At 44.6% G+C, this 19,930-nt stretch carries 14 protein-coding genes; all 14 read left to right on the top strand.

The genetic code is table 11. From position 1 onward, the window contains the following. Position 1 precedes the first annotated feature (1 nt). Positions 2-343, top strand: a complete 342-nt coding sequence (locus MHI25_RS28920) for a hypothetical protein (RefSeq protein WP_036681520.1) — start codon at positions 2-4, stop codon at positions 341-343. A 542-nt stretch (positions 344-885) separates the two neighbouring features. Beyond that, entirely contained in the window at positions 886-3,657 is a 2,772-nt protein-coding gene (locus tag MHI25_RS28915) for an Ig-like domain-containing protein (RefSeq protein WP_179086293.1), read from the top strand. Between the two features lie 87 nt (positions 3,658-3,744). Next, positions 3,745-4,284, top strand: coding sequence for a hypothetical protein (locus tag MHI25_RS28910; protein WP_076279128.1), 540 nt, complete (start codon positions 3,745-3,747; stop codon positions 4,282-4,284). A gap of 153 nt (positions 4,285-4,437) precedes the next feature. Continuing rightward, positions 4,438-4,707 carry an alpha/beta-type small acid-soluble spore protein gene (locus tag MHI25_RS28905; RefSeq protein WP_036681516.1) on the top strand — a complete coding sequence of 90 codons (270 nt, stop codon included), beginning with the start codon at positions 4,438-4,440 and terminating at the stop codon, positions 4,705-4,707. A gap of 340 nt (positions 4,708-5,047) precedes the next feature. Beyond that, the gene (gene metK / locus MHI25_RS28900) at positions 5,048-6,250 is read left to right on the top strand and encodes a methionine adenosyltransferase (RefSeq protein WP_036681514.1); all 1,203 of its coding nucleotides are present in this window, start codon (positions 5,048-5,050) and stop codon (positions 6,248-6,250) included. Positions 6,251-6,450: 200 nt separating this feature from the next. Further along, positions 6,451-10,485, top strand: coding sequence for an Ig-like domain-containing protein (locus tag MHI25_RS28895; RefSeq protein ID WP_340394697.1), 4,035 nt, complete (start codon positions 6,451-6,453; stop codon positions 10,483-10,485). A gap of 215 nt (positions 10,486-10,700) precedes the next feature. Continuing rightward, positions 10,701-13,433, top strand: coding sequence for a stalk domain-containing protein (locus MHI25_RS28890; protein WP_340394696.1), 2,733 nt, complete (start codon positions 10,701-10,703; stop codon positions 13,431-13,433). Positions 13,434-13,490: 57 nt separating this feature from the next. Continuing rightward, positions 13,491-14,651 (top strand): sensor histidine kinase, encoded by a 1,161-nt coding sequence (locus MHI25_RS28885; protein WP_036681511.1) that lies wholly within the window; start codon positions 13,491-13,493, stop codon positions 14,649-14,651. A gap of 4 nt (positions 14,652-14,655) precedes the next feature. Beyond that, positions 14,656-15,378: a response regulator transcription factor gene (locus MHI25_RS28880; RefSeq protein ID WP_036681509.1), complete on the top strand. Its 723-nt coding sequence runs from the start codon at positions 14,656-14,658 to the stop codon at positions 15,376-15,378. A 135-nt stretch (positions 15,379-15,513) separates the two neighbouring features. Then, positions 15,514-15,957 carry a glycosyltransferase family A protein gene (locus MHI25_RS28875; RefSeq protein WP_076123908.1) on the top strand — a complete coding sequence of 148 codons (444 nt, stop codon included), beginning with the start codon at positions 15,514-15,516 and terminating at the stop codon, positions 15,955-15,957. Between the two features lie 137 nt (positions 15,958-16,094). Next, positions 16,095-18,107 carry a helicase-related protein gene (locus tag MHI25_RS28870; RefSeq protein ID WP_340394695.1) on the top strand — a complete coding sequence of 671 codons (2,013 nt, stop codon included), beginning with the start codon at positions 16,095-16,097 and terminating at the stop codon, positions 18,105-18,107. Further along, positions 18,104-18,958, top strand: a complete 855-nt coding sequence (locus MHI25_RS28865; RefSeq protein WP_340394694.1) for a ComF family protein — start codon at positions 18,104-18,106, stop codon at positions 18,956-18,958. The genes MHI25_RS28870 and MHI25_RS28865 overlap by 4 nt, the downstream gene beginning before the upstream one ends. A 166-nt stretch (positions 18,959-19,124) precedes the next feature. Then, entirely contained in the window at positions 19,125-19,535 is a 411-nt protein-coding gene (locus MHI25_RS28860) for a TIGR03826 family flagellar region protein (protein WP_076182297.1), read from the top strand. 103 nt (positions 19,536-19,638) lie between these two features. Then, the gene (flgM, locus tag MHI25_RS28855) at positions 19,639-19,926 is read left to right on the top strand and encodes a flagellar biosynthesis anti-sigma factor FlgM (protein ID WP_036678454.1); all 288 of its coding nucleotides are present in this window, start codon (positions 19,639-19,641) and stop codon (positions 19,924-19,926) included. The last annotated feature ends 4 nt before the right edge of the window (positions 19,927-19,930 follow it).

Raw genomic sequence — 19,930 nt, 5'->3', positions numbered from 1 at the left:
GATGAAACCGATTTTATCAAAAGCACAGTTGGATTACATGAAAGCCAAGAATATGTTTGAGAATAGAGCAAAAGTGTTGGAGAAGGAAATTGCAGCTAAACGGGCACTACAGGAGATCACTCAAGAGGTCATGGAGGAACTGGTGCAAGCAACAGGATTCCACGATTCATACAACGAGCTTGTTGTTACTGAGAATGCTCTGATCGAATGGTCTCATACTACAATCAAGCATGAGAAGAGCTACCGCGAGAACCGCGCAGCTATTGATGCAATGTATGACAATGTGAACTCGAGTCCTGAGAAGCGTCAGGAATTGATCCAATTATCTATGAAGATTCGTTAGAAACAATGTAATAGAAGCAAGCGTCGGCAACGGCGCTTTTTTTGTTTTTTGTAGGAATGTTTAAATTAATAGTACAAGTGTTAATGATTCTTAGTAAATATTGCATAATGACGTTTAGAAAGCGACTATGATATACTGTTTTCCGTAGGCACCCATGATTAACAATAGTTAGTAGAACATACATATGTATCTTCTAATGGGATCACACCGGAAAATATAAAAAAGAAGATTTTTTTTGAGAAACCGCAACTTTTTCAAATCTTCTGCGTTTAAGGTGTAGAGTCATTTACACAGGGGCTGAAATTAACCGCTGGTAAAGCCAATTTAACAAAATGGAAAAATTAGCTTTACGTGACTTGAGGCACATTGTATAATACTTAGGTATAATTAGGAATCTAGTATTGTCATGTCCTAAATTCGTTTACCAGTTTCTGTGATACCCGTCACAGACATTATTTATACTTAATTTGCTCAACTCGGGAAAGGGGGTGCATCGGCTAATGAGTGACATGAGCTACTCAACTAAAGAAAAATCTCAGTTTATGAACGTCCAAGGAGGAGAAAAAAAGGTTATGAAGAAAATTTTATCCGTAGCATTATCTACAGCAATGGCATTCTCGATGTTTGCCTCTGTAGCGTTTGGTGACGCAGCAACAACTCCGCAACAAAAATTTGATGCTTTGGCAGCGAAAGGTATTCTCAACGGATACCCAGATGGTCAAGCTCACCTTGAAAAAGATCTTACTCGTGCTGAGTTCGCGAAGATCGTTACTAAATTGTTCGACCTTACTGAAGTAACTAACAAATTGTCTTACAAAGACAAAGGTTACAACGCATCGAACTGGGCTGTGCCTTACATCGAAGCTGTTACTGCAGTAAACTACATGCAAGGTAAAGATACTGTTAAAGGTATCTTCGATTACAACGGTAAAGTAACAGTTGAAGAAGTTGCGGCTGTATTGTTCCGCGCTTTGAAACTGGAACAACCAACTACAACTGACAACTCTGCATCCGCATGGGCTAAAGGTTACGCTCAAGCAGTAATCGACGCAGGTTTGGTTGCTAAAGACACTAACTTCAAAGCTAACGCTAGCCGTTCTTTGGTAGTTGAAACAGCATATGCTGTTGATCAATTGGGTCAAGCAGCTACAATCGCTTCTGCTGAAGCAGTAAGCCCAACTAAAGTAGTTGTAACTTTCTCTGACAAAACTACTACAACTGTTGAATTGACAACTGCTCTTGTAGCTGGAGTTGAAACTACAATCAACTTCAAACACAACGATCATGATTACACTACTAAAGTAACTTTGGCAGCTCCTAAGGTTGTTTCCGCAACTGCTCCAAATGCTAAACAAGTAGTAATCAAATTCAACCGTTCGATCGATGCAGATACACTGGCTGAATCCAGCAAAGTTATCGACGGTGTTGTAAAAGTAACTAAAGTTGGTAGCAAAGATGATGAAGTAGCTAACGCTTATGTAACTTTCAATGCTGACAACACAGAAGCTACTATTACTGTGCCAGGAACTAAAGGTCTTAAAGGTAACTACACAGTTGTTGTGAACGATGCTGTGAAGACAACTGCTGGTGAAGCTGTTCCAGCATTCACAACTTTGCTTCCTATCGCTGACACTGTAGCTCCAACTGTTGCTACTATTAGTTCTACAGCTAAAGCAACAACTAAAGACGTATACGTAACATTTAGCGAACCAGTTAAAACTACTGGCATCGTGGCTTACGTAAATGGTTCTTCTGCTTCCGCGACTGTACAAAATGACACTTACACTGAGTTCAAACTGAGTGGAGTATCGTTGGAAAGCGGTAAATCATATGATGTATCCCTGCTTAATGTAACTGACTATGCAGGTAATGTTGCTAATCCAAACCCAATCAAAACAACTGTAACTGTTGTTTCTGACGTTGCTGCTCCTGTAATCAAGAGCGTAACTCCAGTTAGCGACAAATTCGTTGAAGTTGAGTTTGACAAGAACGTTGACCGTGCATCTTTGGTTGGTAATGTTCGTCTCTTGAACTCTGTTGGAGAAAGCCAAGGTACATTTAGTGTTATTACTACTGGTAATGGCAAGAAATTCACCTTGCAAAGTCCTCTGAATAGCTTCCCATCCACTGGTACTTTCACTGGAACCGTTGTATTCGGAGCTACTGTTAAGGATACATTGGGTAACACATTGGGAACTGCTTCAAGTCAAGCGATCACTTTCACTAAGGACACTGTAGCTCCTACAGTTACTGGCATCACTTACTCAACTTCAACTTCTGTTAAAGGTCTAAAATTGACTTTCTCTGAAGATGTTGTAAACACTGGAGTAGGTTCTGTAGTACTGATCAATAACAAAACTGGTCAATCTACTGCGATTGCTAACACTACAAATGGTAGCGGAAAAACACATACATTAACTGCTGTTAATGTAGACACTGGTGAGTACACTGTTCGTCTGCCAGAAGGACTCTTTAAAGATAAATCTTTCTCTGGCAATAAGCTTGCTGCAACTGTATTGACTGTGAAAATCGGATCAGAATCTACTGATGGCGATGCTCCAGTACTGTTCAACAACGGCATTGTAATCAATGACAGCCAAAAAGTTGTAACTGCAACTGGAACTGTTTATGGTGATGCTACTGTCACTGTTGATCTGAAAGATGCAAGTGGTCTTAACGTTGCTTCTGTACTAGATGTTAATAGCTACACATTGGACGACAAGGCATTGCCTGCTGGTACTTATGTAAATATTAGTACTCTTGATGAGAAGGGTAATGTAACAACTAGCTCTTCCAGTCCGAAATATGCTCGTGCAACAATCAATATCCCTAGCTCTTCAATCACTGAAACTAAATCTGACTACAAATTTGTAGTTAACGGTGTTACTGATGTATCTGGTAACACTATCGAAGCAGTTTCCAAGACAGGTAAACTTACTAGCAGAACTAGCCCAGTGTTCGAATCTGCAGTGGTTTCCAGCGGCAACTCTTATGAATTGATTCTTGGATTCTCTAAAGAAATAACAAATCTAGACGAACAACATCTGGCAATCTACATCAACAATGATACCGTTGGAACTCGTCTTGATCAAAAGTATTACAAAGTAACTAAGATTGCTAATGGATCGGATAAAGGCAAATGGTCTGTTACTTTCTCGAAGCAAATCATTGATTCCAAAGCAAATATCAATGACGAATTGGATCTGAACTCCAATGAAGTTAACAGAATCATCGTTAAGATCGTTAAAGATGCAGACGCTCACGATGAAGTTGGTAACAAAATTACTGGCGAAACAGAAATCTCCGCTAAGTAATCTCCGATTACCGAAGCACAGAATAGCCTCTTCGGAGGCTATTCTTTTTTTATAGGTTTTTATCCCCAATAATGAGGAGGAACTTCTTTGAAATCGGTATGGAAAGTAACAACCGCAGCCGTATTGCTGGCTGGTGGTGTATGGGCTGGATCTCTGCTAAACATTACTGCTGAAGGTGCTGGTGTTGGCTCTCAGCCTGGCACAACGGATGATCCTGTAGTTACGAAAAGCTACGTAGATCAGCAAATTCAGAAAGCACTATCAGGTGGTACAGTGACGACTCCGGTAGCGAGTGCTACACCTGCGCCTAGTGCAACCACAGCGCCAGTAGCTACGCCTGGTCAAAATAGCAGTAATGAATCTGTGATTGTTGATGTGAAGCCCGGCCAAACTTTAATTGCTTCTGCAGGCGCTGAATTTATCGTTCGCGCGGGTAAAGCAGTAATCGTTTCACAAGATGCCAATGGTGTGGCCGATTTAACAGACGGTAAAGATCTTACAAACGGACTAGCTGCACCATCTAACCACTTATTGTCCTTCCCTCGTGATGGTCGTGGAATAGCTGTTCAAGAGGGTCAAACGCTTGGTCTTGTTGTGATGGTTCGTGGTGGATATACCTTGAAATAATGTGTAATGATATATATTCATAATGCCCGTAAACGGACTTAATCATACCTTCAAACTGTTTTCCAAAGTTACAAATCATTGGCGCGATTGAAGATTAAGTGATGGACGCACAATATTCCTGTAATCTTACAAATTCACAGGAGGTGCTGTAACATGGCACGTAATAATCGTACAGTCGTACCTGAAAGTCGGACAATGCTGAAACAAATGCAATATGAAATTGCAGCTGAATTTGGTTTATATGGGGCTCATTATGGAGGCGGGGCAGACACGGAGTTTGCTTCTGAGTTAGGAGCAGTCGGAGGTAGTGGTTCTGGCCGTAGTCAGTACCTTGGGCATCTGAGTTCAAGGGATAATGGGTCTGTTGGAGGAGAAATTACGAAGAGACTCATTAAGCAAGCTGAACAGTCTCTTTTTCAATAATATCAGGGGTTAGGATGGCCTTATTCCTTGTCTGATATTGCTTTTTTATAGCGTGAAATCAATATTCATACTCTCACGGGGGGTTCTGTGTTTAATTGACACCACCCCCTAAATAAGATAATATGACTTTTGAGGAAAGCCTTAAACCTTTTCCATATGGAAAAGGTTCATTTTTTTGAAGAGTTTAGTGAATGTAGGCATCAAATTTTGCAAAAATCCTTCATAAAAAGAAATCAGGCAAACCTGAATTATTTATATTATTTAGTTTTATTATTTGGCCTGTTATCATTAAGGAATCCCTTATACAGTGTCAGACTAACCATATGGGAGGTTGTTTTACTTGTCTATTAAAGGGCGTCATTTGTTTACTTCTGAGTCCGTTACGGAAGGGCATCCGGATAAAATCTGTGACCAGATTTCCGACGCGGTATTGGATGCATTTTTAGTTAATGATCCTAATGCACGTGTAGCCTGCGAAGTAGCAGTAGCAACAGGTCTTGTACTGGTGATCGGGGAAATCAGTACCAAATCAGAGTATGTTGATATTCCTGCCATCGTACGCAATACCATCAAAGAAATTGGATACACACGTGCGAAATATGGTTTCGACTATAATACTTGTGCTGTGTTGAGTTCTCTTAACGAGCAATCGGCTGATATTGCCCAAGGTGTTAACTCTGCTTTAGAACACCGTGATCCTGCTCAAGTAGCTGAAGAAACTGCTAATATTGGTGCAGGCGATCAAGGACTCATGTTTGGGTTTGCTACGAACGAGACACCTGAACTGATGCCACTGCCGATTGCTTTATCACATCGTATTGCACGTCGTTTATCTGAAGTTCGTAAGAACGGAACCTTGGACTATCTTCGTCCAGACGGTAAAACACAAGTTACGATTGAGTATCAAGATGAAAAACCTGTACGCGTAGACGCTATCGTAGTATCTACACAACATGCAGAGGAAATTTCTCTTGAACAAATTCAGGCGGATATTAAAGAACATGTTATTTTGCCTGTTGTTCCTGCGGAACTGCTTGATGCAGAAACCAAATACTTTATTAACCCAACCGGACGTTTTGTTATTGGGGGTCCTCAAGGGGATGCTGGTCTAACTGGCCGTAAAATTATCGTCGATACATACGGCGGATATGCTCGTCATGGCGGCGGAGCATTCTCAGGTAAGGATCCAACTAAAGTGGACCGTTCTGCGGCTTACGCGGCTCGTTATGTAGCTAAGAATCTTGTAGCTGCTGGTTTGGCCGACAAATGTGAGATCCAACTTGCCTATGCCATCGGTGTAGCTACTCCTGTCTCGATAAATGTGGATACATACGGAACAGGTAAAATCAGTGAAGAGAAAATGGTTCAACTGATCAGCAACAACTTTGATCTTCGCCCCGCGGGCATCATTTCTATGCTTGATTTGCGTAAACCGATTTACAGACAAACTGCAGCTTACGGTCATTTCGGACGTACTGATGTTGATCTTCCATGGGAACGCGTAGATAAAGCAGAATTGCTAAGAGATCAAGCAGGGTTGTAATTTATCATACGGTCTTATAATATGTTAGCCCGCAAGTTGGCCATGGTGTCAGCTCTGCGGGTTATTTTGCGTGCGAAAACGAGCAAGGCTAGTGAATCTAACCATAGAGAAGTAGACTACTAAACTTTGCCAGCCTTTTAGCCGAAATATAAGAATATACATAAAGACGATAGTATGGCTTGAGAGGAGTCTATCACGGAATGAAAAGAAAAATTTCAATATGGACGGCACTTATTCTAGCGGGAGAGTTAGTACTTGGTTCGGGTTATCCTGCTATTGGAATAGGGAATTCAGCAGTGTACGCTGCATCAGAGTTTGGTATAACAGTCTCACCAGCGCCTGGAGCAAGTTATGTAACTATCGGATCATCCCTTAGACTGAGCTTTGATCGTCAAGTAAACCCGCAGTCAGGTGAAATTACTATTACGGGTCAAGGTGATAGCTCACCTTTTTTAACGATTCCTATTGGTAGTTATGGTCTAATTGGTAGTTCAAAAGATTACGAGCTTAAGCTAAATCAACAGTTTACTTCAAACAAGACTTATACAGTGACAATCCCTAAGGGGTTGTTCAAGGATAATGATGGTAATGAGTCAGGTGTTACTTCATGGGCATTTACTACTGCGCCTGAGAGTAATACAGCGATTACGGCAGGCAACTTTTCACCTGCTAATAATACAAGAGTGGATGCAGGAGCCCTTAAGGAGCTAAGTCTAACCTTAAATAAAAACCTGATAAAAGGTGGAGGTTCCATTCGAATTTTGTCGTCTGCAGATAATGCAACCGTACAAGAGTTCAAAATTAAGGATGATGATACTAGAGTCAACGTTCAGACTGATGCTAACTCTACTACAGTTAAACTAACATTGGATAAAACATTGGCCTCCGGAAGTAACTATTATGTTCTTATAGATTCTTATGCTTTTAAGGATGTTGATAATCGAACGTATTCCGGGATTTCAAGCGGTGATGTGTGGAGCTTCTCTACTAAAGGTGTGGCAGAGATTCCAGTGACTCCTGCACCGGCAAACGGATCAGGTGGGGTATCTACCACTGGAGCCCTACAGCTTACATTTGATCGTCCTATGATGCCTGCAGCTGGAACCATAACAGTATCTCCAGGTGCAGCTAACGATGCTAGAACGAGATGGCTTAATGTAAACTCCCCAGCCGTTACAGGAGGAAGCAGCAGAACTATAACATTGCTTCCAGCATCAGCAGCATCACCCTTGCTAAACAGTACGCAGTATACGGTGACGATACCGCAGGGAGCTTTTTACGATCAAGACGGAAATGTATTTCCGGCTTCGGGTGCGTATACCTGGACATTTACAACGGCTTCTTTGACAGGACTTAACGTAAGTGCGCTAAATCCAGCTGATCGGAGTGAATCCATAGCTAACAACAGATCATTTTCTGTCACATTCAATCGTAATGTGAATTATAACAGTGCTGTGGAAAATGGCGTAGCACTTTATAAAAGTGGCGGCGCACAGGTTCCGGTTACTGTTAACCGGAGTACAACTGCTGCAAACGAATATGTAATTACACCTAAAACAGCTTTAGATAGCGACTCAACCTATTATATTGATATTGCTAAAGGAGCTTTTGTAGACGCTATTGATGCTAATGTTATCTATGATGGACTAAGCGGAAAAAATTCATGGAGCTTCCGGACCTTGTCTCAGGATAAAACAGCTCCACAGCTCACATCTGCATCACTCGAGAACAATCGGACCATTCGTTTAAAATACAATGAGAGCCTCAACTCTTCCATTGCACTGTTGATCTCCAGTTTTAGTGCTACGGTGAATGATGAGAGTCGTACAATTGAAAGTGTCTATATCCAGGGAGACAGCGCCTATGTGGTACTCAGTACAGGGGTAGCGGTTGGACAGAACGTGAAGGTTAGCTATACAGGGGGTCTGCGGACCATTCAAGATCCAAGCGGAAATGCAGCCAGCACCTTTAGCTCAAAGCAGGTTACTAACACTATCGAGTCCTCCATGCCTACACCCAAAGATGGACGGATCACGGGTAGAACGGTAGCGTTGAATTTCAATGACTCCTTAAAGGCAGTTTCCTCTTACGCACATAGTCAGTTTCTAGTGACTTCAGATGGGGGATCCCTAGGGGTCAACTCCATAAGCTCCAGCGGGAACACTGTATATTTAGGGTTAAATAGCGATGCTTCTAATGGCCAGACCGTTCGTGTCTCCTATTATGCAGGCTCTTATCCTTTGCAGAATTCTTTTGGACAAAATATTGCGGATTTCACAGATTTCTACATTCGCAACAGCAACGATACAATTCCACCCGTGTTCCAAAGTGCAACCGGAGGTGGCAATAAAATCCTTCTGAATTACAATGAAGGCTTGTCAACGACAAACCTCCCGATGAACAGCCAGTTCTCTGTGCTTGTTGGCAGCACTCCTAACTATGTTACGAATGTATCAGTCAGTGGCTCACAGGTCACGCTAACGCTCCAGAGTGCTTTGACGGTGAATCAGAATGTTACTGTATCCTATGTTCCGGGGACTACCGGAATAAGCGATTTAAATGGAAACCGTGCAGCTTATATTAACCTGCAGCCTGTGTCCATCTCGGAAAATAGCGGCACTAGCATACCTGAGATTAGTTCTGCCACCATCAATGGCGACGAGCTTACGGTTACATTCAGTAAAAACATGCAGGCATCTGGTTCCCTCTATGCTAATCAGTTCGGAGTTAGAGCAGATGGAAGCAGTATGGGTGTGCAAAACTACACTTTGTCAGGGGATATTTTGAAAATAACAACATCCTCAGTAGTAAAGACCGGGCAAACTATCGATTTGTCCTATATGTCAGGTTCAGGTACGATCAAGGATCTGAACGGTAATGTATTGTCCTCATTCTCTTCTCTCTCTGTTAAGAACCTAACCGGCGTGAGCACCGGAACGGGAAATCGTCCATCCTATCTAGGGACGCTTGCAACAAGTGAGTTTGGAAAAGAATACGCGCTGCTGAAGAGTGACTCTTCACAAATCGTGGATGACCGTTCGTTATACAATCAATCTGTAAAAAGATATACCTTAAACACAGATCGCCTGACGGCCAGTTATGAATATCTGTATAAGGCAAGTAGTGATACATTAGCTTTTGAGGTGCCTGCTACAGAACAATCGGCCTATGTGACTGTTCCTTTAAAGCCTTTGCTTGATGCTGTAAATCGCAGTAAAACCACAAAATTTATGATACGTTATGGCGATCACTTATATAGCGTAGGACTAGACGATATCGATATGAACGGATTAGCGACTAGCTTGATTGCAGACAGTAAAAATATCTCGCTGGTGTTCCGCTTAGAAAAGGTTCCGGCAGGTACGTTCTCCCCATTTGAGCAAAAGCTAAAAACTATGGGGATGCAGAGCGTTACTAGTCTTATGGATGTCCGGGTGACTGCGATAGTAAGCAGCAATTATTCTAATGCTAAGGCATTATCGGTACCTGGAGAATACACTGTGCGTACAACTTCTTCATTGAACAATGCGCAGACATCTGCTGCTAGACTGGATCTTTCCTATTACGATGCAGCCTATCTGCCAACAAAAGTAAGTACGGTAGGTAGCTATACGATTATTCGTGCTCGTACGGAGGGTAATCAGGTGTTAGGAACCTTTATATCAACCCGGGCCTTCTCAGATATGAGTAAGCATTGGAGTAATTCGATCGTAGCTGAGCTTAGTGCAAAGACTATCATCGATAGCAGTTACGGGACTACATTTAGTCCAGAAAAAAAGATTACCCGTGCAGAGTTTGCAGTAATGCTTAGCCGGGGACTTGGTTTGCTAGGCGATCGCGAGACCGCACAGCGCTTCCGGGATGTGCAGCCTTCCACACAAACTGGAGACTATATTGGTGCAGCAGCCAAGGCTGGTATTATTACAGGGAACACGGATGGCTCCTTCCGGCCTAATGATAATATCACTCGAGAGCAGATGGCAATCATGATGATTCGGGCAATGGAATACACCAAACATCCTATTACTTTAAGCGGCACTTCTGCCTCAACACTGGCTCGCTTTAAGGATAAGTCTAAAATTCAGAATCAAAGTGCAGAATTCGTAGCTAAAGCTGTGCAATCTGGGATTATTTTGGGAATGACCACAAGTGAGTTCCAACCTCAGGGTAATGCCACTCGTGCACAAGCTGCTGTGATGTTGCATCGGATGCTGAAGCAAACAGATTATTTGTAGAATAAATAGATTGGTAAAGCCTGGCATTCTGCTGGGCTTTTTTTTATGTTAATAGTTTGTGTTACGAGACTCTATAAAGCTTGAAATCTCTCAATTTCGCAACTTTTTCGCTTATTTTCAGTCTATTAAAAGAGTACTAGAAAAATAGGAACCAGTTTCCAGACTTTTGATAACGGACTTGAAGAGTAAAAAAGAGATGGGAGAGTTACGTCGAAATGAATGAAGTTTTCATGGAGAAGAAGAGTAGAGAAGTTGTTCGGGGAATAAAATTATCATCTACTAAAAAATGGGTTGCCGCTTCATTAGCAGGTGTGTTGTGGATTATGCCGGTAATTGGCAGTGAAGGCTTAGCTATGTTTGGTCATAGTTCCACACCAATTGCTGCCGCAGCCACATCTAATTTTAAAGTAAGCAAGCTGGGAGAAGAAGTAATTACTTCGGGCGCCATTATGATGAAATACAAATATACGGCTACACGTTCAGGAGCGAGCGCTTCTGGATTGGCGGATGTTATTCGCGTTGACCTCAACAATCCATATGTTTCTTTAGATGTTATGACAGGTAAGGGTGGAAACCTGACAACACGTCAAAGTACTGGCGGGATGGCTAAGGAAACTGGAGCCGTGGCTGCAGTAAACGGAGATTATTTTAATACAGGCGGGGAAGGCGCTCCGATTGGTGGACAAGTATCCAGTGGAGTCTTGGTTTCCACCCCTTCGCAATTGGATGGCATGTATGCCTTTGCAGTGACTAAGGATCGCAAGCCTCTTATTGATGAGTTCAGCTTTGAAGGAATGGTAACCGCACCTGACGGCGCACAGTTTGAGATATCCGGTATCAATAAAGGTGCTTATAGTCCTGAAGGTGGAAGCTCTACTTATAGCCATGCTAATGCAATGTATATCTATACGGATGTATGGACCGCACTCGATCGTCCCAAAAACAGCTCAACCACACCGACAGAGGTGCTCGTTGAGAACGGCGTAGTTACTCAAATATCTGAAAATGCTGCGCTTCCTACAGCGGTTCCAAAGGGAGCTTATATTTTGCGGGCCCATGGCTTAGCCGCACGGTATGTTACTGCCCATCTGACGGTAGGGCAACCGGTAACAAGTGTGTACTCCCTGAAATCCAAGACTACGCAGCAATCGCTAGATCCTGCTAATCTGCAAACAATGATTGGTGGACATACGATTCTTGTAAATAACGGAAAAGCTGCAACGTTCTCTCGCTCGACTAGCAGCATTGGCGGTTATCGTGCACGTACGGCTTTAGGATACTCTCAGGATGGACGTTATGTTTATATTATAGCTACTGAAAAAAATGGCAACAGCTCAGGAATGTCATTGACCGAGCTGCAATCTTTTATGACCAATATTGGAGTCTGGAAAGGGCTTAACTTAGACGGAGGCGGCTCTACAACGATGGTAGACCGGCCTCTTGGTGAAACCTCAGCCACACTAACCTTTAATACAGAGTATGGCACAGAGCAGCGCAGCATTGTTAACGCGCTTGGTGTTTATACTAACGCACCACAAGGTGAAGTAAAAGGAATTAAAATTAGCGGAAGCACTTCGCTATTAGTTGGACAAAAGGCTACTTATTCGTTAAAAGGTTATGACACTTACTATAACCCTATAGATGTAGCAGCAGGCAATCCTACTTGGACATCAAGCGGAGGAAGCGCAACTGTAAGTGCAGGAGAAGTAACGGCAGTGAAGCCAGGCACCGTTACCTTAACGGCTAAAAGCGGCGTAGCAAGCGCTTCTACAACCCTTACAGTCTTGGGTGGAGATGATCTATCCAGCATGAGTGTAGGCACTGCTACAGCGCCACTGACAGCTGGGACAACTGTATCTGTCCCTGTAAAGGCCTCTACGAAGAGTGGAGCAACCATAAGCGTTCCAGATTCAGCGCTGAAGTGGGAGTTTGTAGGCTTTAAGGGAGTCGTTCAAAATGGCAAGCTTACTGTAAACTCTGTGGATGCAGGGGTTACTACAGGTTACGCTATTGCTCGTTATGATGGATTTAGCACAGCGGTTGTATTATCGACAGCAGCAGCTACAACATGGGAAGATTTCGAGAAGGTAAGTTATCCAGTTAACTTTACTACCAATGTGCCAGCGGTACAGGGGACTGCAACAATAGTAGACGGATCGGCTGAAAGAGTAGGCTCCAAGGTGCTGTCACTCAGTTATGATATGACGGCTGGCAGCGGTAAAATGTACGCTTATGCTCAACTTAACGGCACAAGTGGAAAAGCCGTTCCAGCGCTTGCAACTTCGATGTCAGTTGATGTGATGGGCGATATGAGCTTAAATTGGCTGCGTGCTGAGTTTGTAGACAATAGTGGAGCTACAGCCTATGTAGATCTTGCGAAGATTATCGATTGGAACGGTTGGAAGAACATAAACATCGACTTGTCAGGATCAGGGATTAAATTCCCGGCTACGCTGAAGAGACTTTATGTAGTCAATGTAGAGGAAGGCCAAGATGAACGGGCGAAGACAGGTACGGTTGCTTTTGATAATATCACCTTCACAATGCCTTCACTTTCCAGTGATGCAGGGTTACCAAAGGGTACAGCTTCGATGAGCATCGGCTCCAAAGCAATGACCGTAAACGGAAATAAGAAGGCTATTGATGTAGCTCCAATTGTGAAAGACGGCAGTACTTATGTGCCGATCCGTTATGTGCTGGATGCTTTTGGAGGGAATGCTACCTGGGATCAGGTGAATAAGAAGATCATGGTGTTGCGGGGAGCCAAGGCACTGGATCTGACGGTAAATAAAAAGGAATACCTGTTAAATGGTAAGCGACAAAGTGCTGAAGTAGCACCTATTATTTTACAGGGTAGGACTTTAGTACCTCTGAGACTGGTTTCTGAACAGTTAGGATTAACTGTAAAATGGGAACAGAAAACGAAGACCGTAACTATCGAATCGTGATATGTTAATATATAAGGAAAACCTTAATACGATCCGATAGAAAAGGGGCAAGCATCCGTGGAATTTCAAGCCGATGCGATTGATCGCGTTATTAAAAATACCATCGACGTGATGGAGAGCAGCAAGTATCAGATTTTTGAAATATTGCAGGTTGCACGTGATGAACTTGCTGCACTCAACAAGGAACTGCAGCGGGTCATGGACGAAACGGATGAAACGTTGAAAAAGGTAGACAAGCTGGAGCTACAGTATCACCGCTCCAGAATCCGGCTGACAGAGGTCAGCCGGGACTTTGTCCGCTACTCAGAGAAGGATATCCGTATTGCTTATGAGAAGGCTACAGAGCTTCAGCTCGAACTCATGATGACGCGTGAGCGAGAGGTCTATCTTCGAAGCAGACGTGATGAATTACAAATGCGAGTGCGCAGTGTCGAAAATTCTGTAGAGCGTGCAGAGTCAATTGGTTCGCAAATGAGCGTAGTGCTCGAATATTTGTCGGGAGAACTAGGCCAAGTGACGAGAATTGTCGAATCTGCGAAGAACAGACAGATGATCGGACTCAAAATTATCCTGGCTCAAGAAGAAGAACGGAAGAGAATTGCCCGGGAAATTCATGATGGTCCCGCTCAAATGCTGGCAAATCTAGTCCTTAGGACGGAAATTGTAGAAAGAATGCTGGTAAAGCAGGAATTTGGGCTGGTGCAGGACGAAGTAGTAGATTTAAAAGGGCAGGTTCGTAACAGCCTGGAAGAAATGCGTAAGGTTATTTTTAATTTACGACCGATGGCTCTCGATGATTTGGGCTTGATTCCGACTTTGCGGAAATATGTGCATGATTTTGAAGAGAAGACGAAACTGCGGACGACTTTGGAAACCCGGGGACAGGAACACCGACTATCTTCAGCGATGGAGGCGGCGGTATACCGTCTGGTTCAGGAAGCATTGTCTAATGCAGCAAAACATGCCTACCCAAGCTTCGTATTGGTGGAGATTACATACCAAGCGCAGTTAATTAAGATTGTGATTAAAGATAACGGATTAGGCTTTAATGTACAAAAGTTAAAAAATCAGCAAGGTAATCGGGAAAGCTTCGGGCTAGTAGGTATGCGGGAACGTGTAGAACTGCTTGAAGGAAGAATGGAAATTGTATCAGCCGAGAATCAGGGGACAACAATCGTGATCCATATTCCGACGAATGTGGAGAAGGGGAAGGAGTAGTGTGATGGAGAACTTAAACTCTAGTAAAACGCCCATTAAGGTTCTTTTGGCGGATGATCATCAGCTTTTTCGTGAAGGGCTGAAACGCATTTTGAATATGGAGGAGGATATCGAGGTCATAGGGGAGTGCGGCGACGGTATTCAGGTATTAGAGTTTTGTAACGGTACTAAACCGGACATCGTATTGATGGACATCAATATGCCTGTTGAGAATGGCGTAGAAGCCACTCAAAAACTTCGGGAAATGTTCCCGGAGGTTAAGGTAATTATTTTATCCATTCATGATGATGAGAGTTATGTATTTGAGACCCTTCGTAAGGGCGCCAATGGTTATTTATTGAAGGATATGGAGGCCGAATCCCTTATTAATGCCATTCGTTCGGTCTGTGAAGGACATGCCTTTATCCATCCAAAGGTTACTGGAAAGCTTATCAATCAATTGCGGCGTATGACTTACCTTAACGAGACTGGTGTAACTACAGATACAGTGGTGAAGGAAGCTGGTGTTAAATTTATTGCTGGCGACAACAATCCTCTGACCCGTCGTGAAGCAGAAGTGCTGCGTCTAATGGCTGAAGGTAAGAGCAACAAAATGATTGGTGAATATTTATTCATTAGTGAAAAAACAGTTAAAAACCATGTTAGCAGTATTTTGCAAAAAATGGAAGTGGATGATCGGACTCAAGCCGTTATTAATTCGATTAAATATGGCTGGGTAACCTTGTAGAAGCTTCACGGTAATACGTTACATATAGGAAAGAAATTAAGTAGACACAGCTTGCTTCCCTGATGGGTGTTCTAGGCAGTCACCGACCTTTTAATGCCGGCATATAGTGTTGGTATACAGAGGAGGTGCATCTCCATGGTAGCCCAGTTGATATGGATTGCGGTTGTTTATGTATCCGCTGCAGTGATGATTCATATGTTGCATAACCGGCAGAAGGTGCGTAAAACACCGCAGTCCGGAAAATGGATTCATTATATTTTTATTACCCGCAATCATGAATCTGTTGTGGAATGGTACATTCGGGCACTGACATTTCAAGCTCTTCTAACCGGAAAACGATTGCGAGTAACGTTCATGGATGATGGTTCGAGCGATGGAACACTTGGGATAGTTTCCAAAATGGCCGCTAGCGGCTGCTCTATCGATCTTGCAACATCTATGTACTCTCTTCAGATGAGTGAAGAATTGCAGCATGAAGGAATTGTAGTAGACTTGCGGCTGTCAGGGCAGTCTGTATCGCTGCCTTTTATGGGGATGGCAGGAAGTAGGGGATGCGAATCAAAGCGCAACAGATCTTAAGTAAATATGTAAGTAACGGGTGAAGCACACTCTCCAAGAACTGGGGGAGTGTGCTTTTTGCATTTGGGGAGACGGAGTCGTGAATTTGGGATCAAATATGGAGTTGCTAAGTACAAGCGAAAGGTAGGAGGGATTTTATGCAAGTCGCTGTATATGCTGTGGAATGCAAGGGGAGCTGGAGGGTTGAAATTTCATTAGATCTTAGCGTGGATAGATGGTGGTGGTCTGTAGCTAGACCGGAGAAGAAAGCTGGGAGTTCCTTAGCGGCGAATAGTTTGGTTCTGCTTTCTTCTGCGTTGCCGCTAGGTTGGGCTGTGAAGCTCCGGGACAACTTTAAACAAAGAAGCGCAATGAGCACCTGGGGGATTAAGGAGTGGGGGCAATATATTAATAGTATGCTTGAGGCTGAGTTGAGAGAGGAGAAAGAGGCAGGGGGACAGTGGGAGGCTCAGTGGTTGAATGATGGAATATTCATATGGAAGCCTAATGAATCAAGTTTCGGAATAGATCAGGACAATAAGAAGAATGAAAGATACGATTGGTGTGAAAAAGAGGATTTTGAATCTGGATTACTAGAATCGGATTCAGAACAATTATTGCGGGCTGTGGCCGGGCGCTCTTTATTGGAGCCGGAAGTAGAAGCGCTGCTGGCAGAAGAATTGCCAGAGCTAGGGGGTTGCTGGCGCCAGGCGGCACAACTGGCGCATCTGCAGGGGCGGCTGATGCTTACAGCCGCCGTAGGCAGTGCGACCCCGGCTGCGCACGGGGCGCGAGCCCGCCAGCTCCCTGCGGGTGCTGGCGTTATGATGCGTGCGGCGGCTAGGCTGCCGCACTTATTGTGGCGCGGCGCTGTCGCTCGCCGCGCGGTTTCGCGCTGCCTGCGTTGCGGCAGCGTGCCCACCGGCCGCACGGCATGCGCCGCGTGCGGGCTAATGGGCTGCGCCTATTGCGAGGCCTGCCTCGCGCTTGGGCGCAGCCGGGCTTGTGCGCTGCTGCTGCGCAGCGCAGCACTTCCGGCCGTGCGGTGCACGGCCGCCCTTGACCCCGCCGCGGCCGCAGGCCGGTGGGGGCTGAGCCCAGCGCAGGCGGGAGCCGCTGGCGCTGCGCTGGGTTTTCTGGCGGAGGCGCGCAAGCGCTCCGCCAGTACATGCCCAGAGCGGTTTCTGCTCTGGGCGGTAACGGGAGCGGGGAAGACGGAGATGACCTTCCCGCTCCTAGAGGCCGTGCTCGCCGCCGGAGGGCGGGCGCTGGTAGCGACGCCGCGCCGCGACGTCGTACTTGAGCTCGCGCCGCGGCTCGCCCGGGCTTTTCCGGCGGAGGTTCTCGCCGTACTTTATGGCGGCAGCGCAGATCGCTGGGTGAGCGGTCGCTTAACGCTTTCGACCACCCATCAGCTCCTGCGCTTCCATCAAGGTTATGATCTCGTAATCATCGACGAGCTGGATGCGTATCCTTACCACAATGATCCTATGTTGGCCTATGCCGCTGAACAAGCCTGTAAAGTGGACGGCTCTTTCATCTATTTATCAGCTACGCCACCACAAGAAATGCAGCGTTTGGTCCGGTTAGGCAAGCTTCCACATGCCAGAGTGCCTGTCCGCTTCCATGGTCATCCCTTGCCTATCCCGCAGCATTTGAGTATACCCTCGGTTCTAACCTGTCTGAAGCGTGGGAGTTTGCCAAGATCGCTTATACAAAATCTTCAAAAGTCACTGGAGCGAAAAGCACAAATTTTTCTATTTGTGTCTCGAATAGCTCAAATCGAAGGATTGCTGATCCTACTTCGTCGTAGCTTTCCCGGCGTGGTTATTGAAGGCACCTCGTCCAAGGATTCATTTCGGGCAGAAAAGGTGACTGCTTTTCGCAACCGTATCATCTCTTTGTTAGTAACTACTACGATCCTGGAACGGGGAGTTACCGTGCCACGCAGTGACGTATTTATTTTGGATGCAGACAGTGGTCTTTTTGACGAAGCCTCTTTGGTACAGATGGCAGGCCGTGCTGGTCGTTCTAAAGATGATCCTGATGGCCATGTTGTATTTGCCTCCTCTCAGTGGAGCCGATCCCAGCGTGGAGCGATTGCTCAGATTCGTACTATGAATATCATCGCTCGCCGCCATGGATATTTCCGTAAAGGTGGGGCTAAATGAATACCATGCTTATAGGGGTACGAAAATCTTTGTCTCTCCTCCTCACCCCCTCGTTGTCTCAATGTCTAACCTGCGGGAAGCACAGCCCACAGTCCTCACAGCTGCCTGGTATCTGTAAGGATTGTGCGGAATCCATTCCTTGGATACGCGCTCCACGTTGCTTGGTTTGTGGGCGGCATGTAGGCTGTCCAGACTGCACTCGCAGCGCTGAGCCCTCACCCATTGTATGTAACCGGAGTGCGGTAGCCTACACTAATGAGATGAGAGAATGGCTCGGTCAATATAAATATCGCGGGAATGAACGATATGCCCCTCTACTTGGACTCATGCTGGATAGGGCATATTTAACCCTAAAGGAGGAAAAGCAACAGGGGGCTCTTTCATCCCAGAAGGCATCGTTTTTTCATCTTATTCAACATAAAAGGTACAAAAAAAACAGCCTTTGGTCAGCTGATTTATTAGTTCCGGTACCTGTCAGTGATTCAAGGCTTCTAGAACGGGGGTTCAATCAAGCGGAAAGATTGGCCGATGTTCTATCTCGGCATAGTAAGATTCCACAGCTACCGCTACTAATTCGTACGCATCATACAGGTAAGCAGAGCTTTAAAGGACGTGCGGAGAGACTGGCCGATATGAAGAATGCTTTTGGAGCGAATCCGGCAGTCTCCACACCATTTAAGGATTGGCTGAAAGATAACTCACCTGTAAGCCGTCCTATTCGAATTATTATTGTTGATGATATCTATACAACCGGAAGCACGATTCGTGCTTGTGCCGAAATTCTAAAACAAATGGTTTCTAACTATGATTATGCTGCAGAAATCTATAGCCTAACCTGGGCGCGTTCCTAAAGCGAAAATGCATGATTGTGAACAGCTATATCCATTCCATTAAGGATTAGTTGCGGTTGGGAGCGTTTCTTCTGTCCCATAGACGAATTCCTTGCAATCATGTAATCTAGGAGCATAAGAATATTATGCATTGCACAGAATGTACGGAGAGGAGCGGCTGCTTGTTATGAATCTAGACAATTGTCCAAGGTGCGGCCGGTTGTTTGTCAAGAATCTTATGGGGTTGTGCCAGGTCTGTATCAAAGAGCTGGAGCATGAATATGAGATCTGCGTGAATTATTTACGGGAAAACAAAGGAACCAACATTCAGGAGCTCTCCGATGCTACGGGGATTTCTATTAAAGAGATTACCCGCTTTATTCGAGAAGGCCGGATTTCTATAGCTAATGCACCCAATATGATGTACCCTTGCGAAGTGTGTGGTACACTGATTCGGGATGGCCATATGTGTGACAGCTGTCGTAGTCGGCTCAGGAAAGATCTCACGAATGCTGTCAAGGAAAATTCTGCTGAGGATACTACTAAAAAGACATCTGATGGTGCATATCGTGCCATAGATAAGCTACGTGACCTATAAAATCTGCAAAAAAACGTTTGCAGCTATAAAGAATGTTTCAGTCTACGCCGATAAACTTAGTAAAGATTATCGGCTTTTTTATATTAGAAGGAAGGTGGAAGTTATGAAAATTAACGAGACCGGACGAATTAACGCGATTAATCCGTATCAACGCAGCGCGGAAGCGCAAAGGCAGGAACAAATGAAGAAAAGCACACGCAAGGATGAGGTTTCGATCTCTGATGAAGCGATTCAACTCTTGCAAGCACAAAACACTGGCAAGAATGATCCAGAACGCGCACTTAAGATCGACAATCTAAAGCAGCAGGTCTCCGCAGGTACCTATCAAGTTGATGCATCTAAGCTAGCAGAGAAACTCGCCCCTTACTTTAAGCAATCCTCCGAGAATTAGGTGA

It is taken from the genome of Paenibacillus sp. FSL E2-0177 (genome assembly GCF_037992975.1).
In the GTDB taxonomy this organism is placed as follows: domain Bacteria; phylum Bacillota; class Bacilli; order Paenibacillales; family Paenibacillaceae; genus Paenibacillus_AQ; species Paenibacillus_AQ odorifer.
Note: the sequence above shows the minus strand (reverse complement) of the source record. Positions and strands in the feature narration are given on the sequence as shown.

What these genes read in the sequence shown, in the direction of transcription:
- MHI25_RS28915 (WP_179086293.1), top strand. Translation starts at nt 886, where the DNA reads ATGAACGTCCAAGGAGGAGAAAAAAAGGTTATGAAGAAAATTTTATCC.
- MHI25_RS28880 (WP_036681509.1), top strand. Translation starts at nt 14,656, where the DNA reads ATGGAGAACTTAAACTCTAGTAAAACGCCCATTAAGGTTCTTTTGGCG.
- MHI25_RS28905 (WP_036681516.1), top strand. Translation starts at nt 4,438, where the DNA reads ATGGCACGTAATAATCGTACAGTCGTACCTGAAAGTCGGACAATGCTG.
- MHI25_RS28865 (WP_340394694.1), top strand. Translation starts at nt 18,104, where the DNA reads ATGAATACCATGCTTATAGGGGTACGAAAATCTTTGTCTCTCCTCCTC.
- MHI25_RS28890 (WP_340394696.1), top strand. Translation starts at nt 10,701, where the DNA reads ATGAATGAAGTTTTCATGGAGAAGAAGAGTAGAGAAGTTGTTCGGGGA.
- MHI25_RS28875 (WP_076123908.1), top strand. Translation starts at nt 15,514, where the DNA reads ATGGTAGCCCAGTTGATATGGATTGCGGTTGTTTATGTATCCGCTGCA.
- MHI25_RS28895 (WP_340394697.1), top strand. Translation starts at nt 6,451, where the DNA reads ATGAAAAGAAAAATTTCAATATGGACGGCACTTATTCTAGCGGGAGAG.
- MHI25_RS28920 (WP_036681520.1), top strand. Translation starts at nt 2, where the DNA reads ATGAAACCGATTTTATCAAAAGCACAGTTGGATTACATGAAAGCCAAG.
- MHI25_RS28870 (WP_340394695.1), top strand. Translation starts at nt 16,095, where the DNA reads ATGCAAGTCGCTGTATATGCTGTGGAATGCAAGGGGAGCTGGAGGGTT.
- MHI25_RS28860 (WP_076182297.1), top strand. Translation starts at nt 19,125, where the DNA reads ATGAATCTAGACAATTGTCCAAGGTGCGGCCGGTTGTTTGTCAAGAAT.
- flgM (WP_036678454.1), top strand. Translation starts at nt 19,639, where the DNA reads ATGAAAATTAACGAGACCGGACGAATTAACGCGATTAATCCGTATCAA.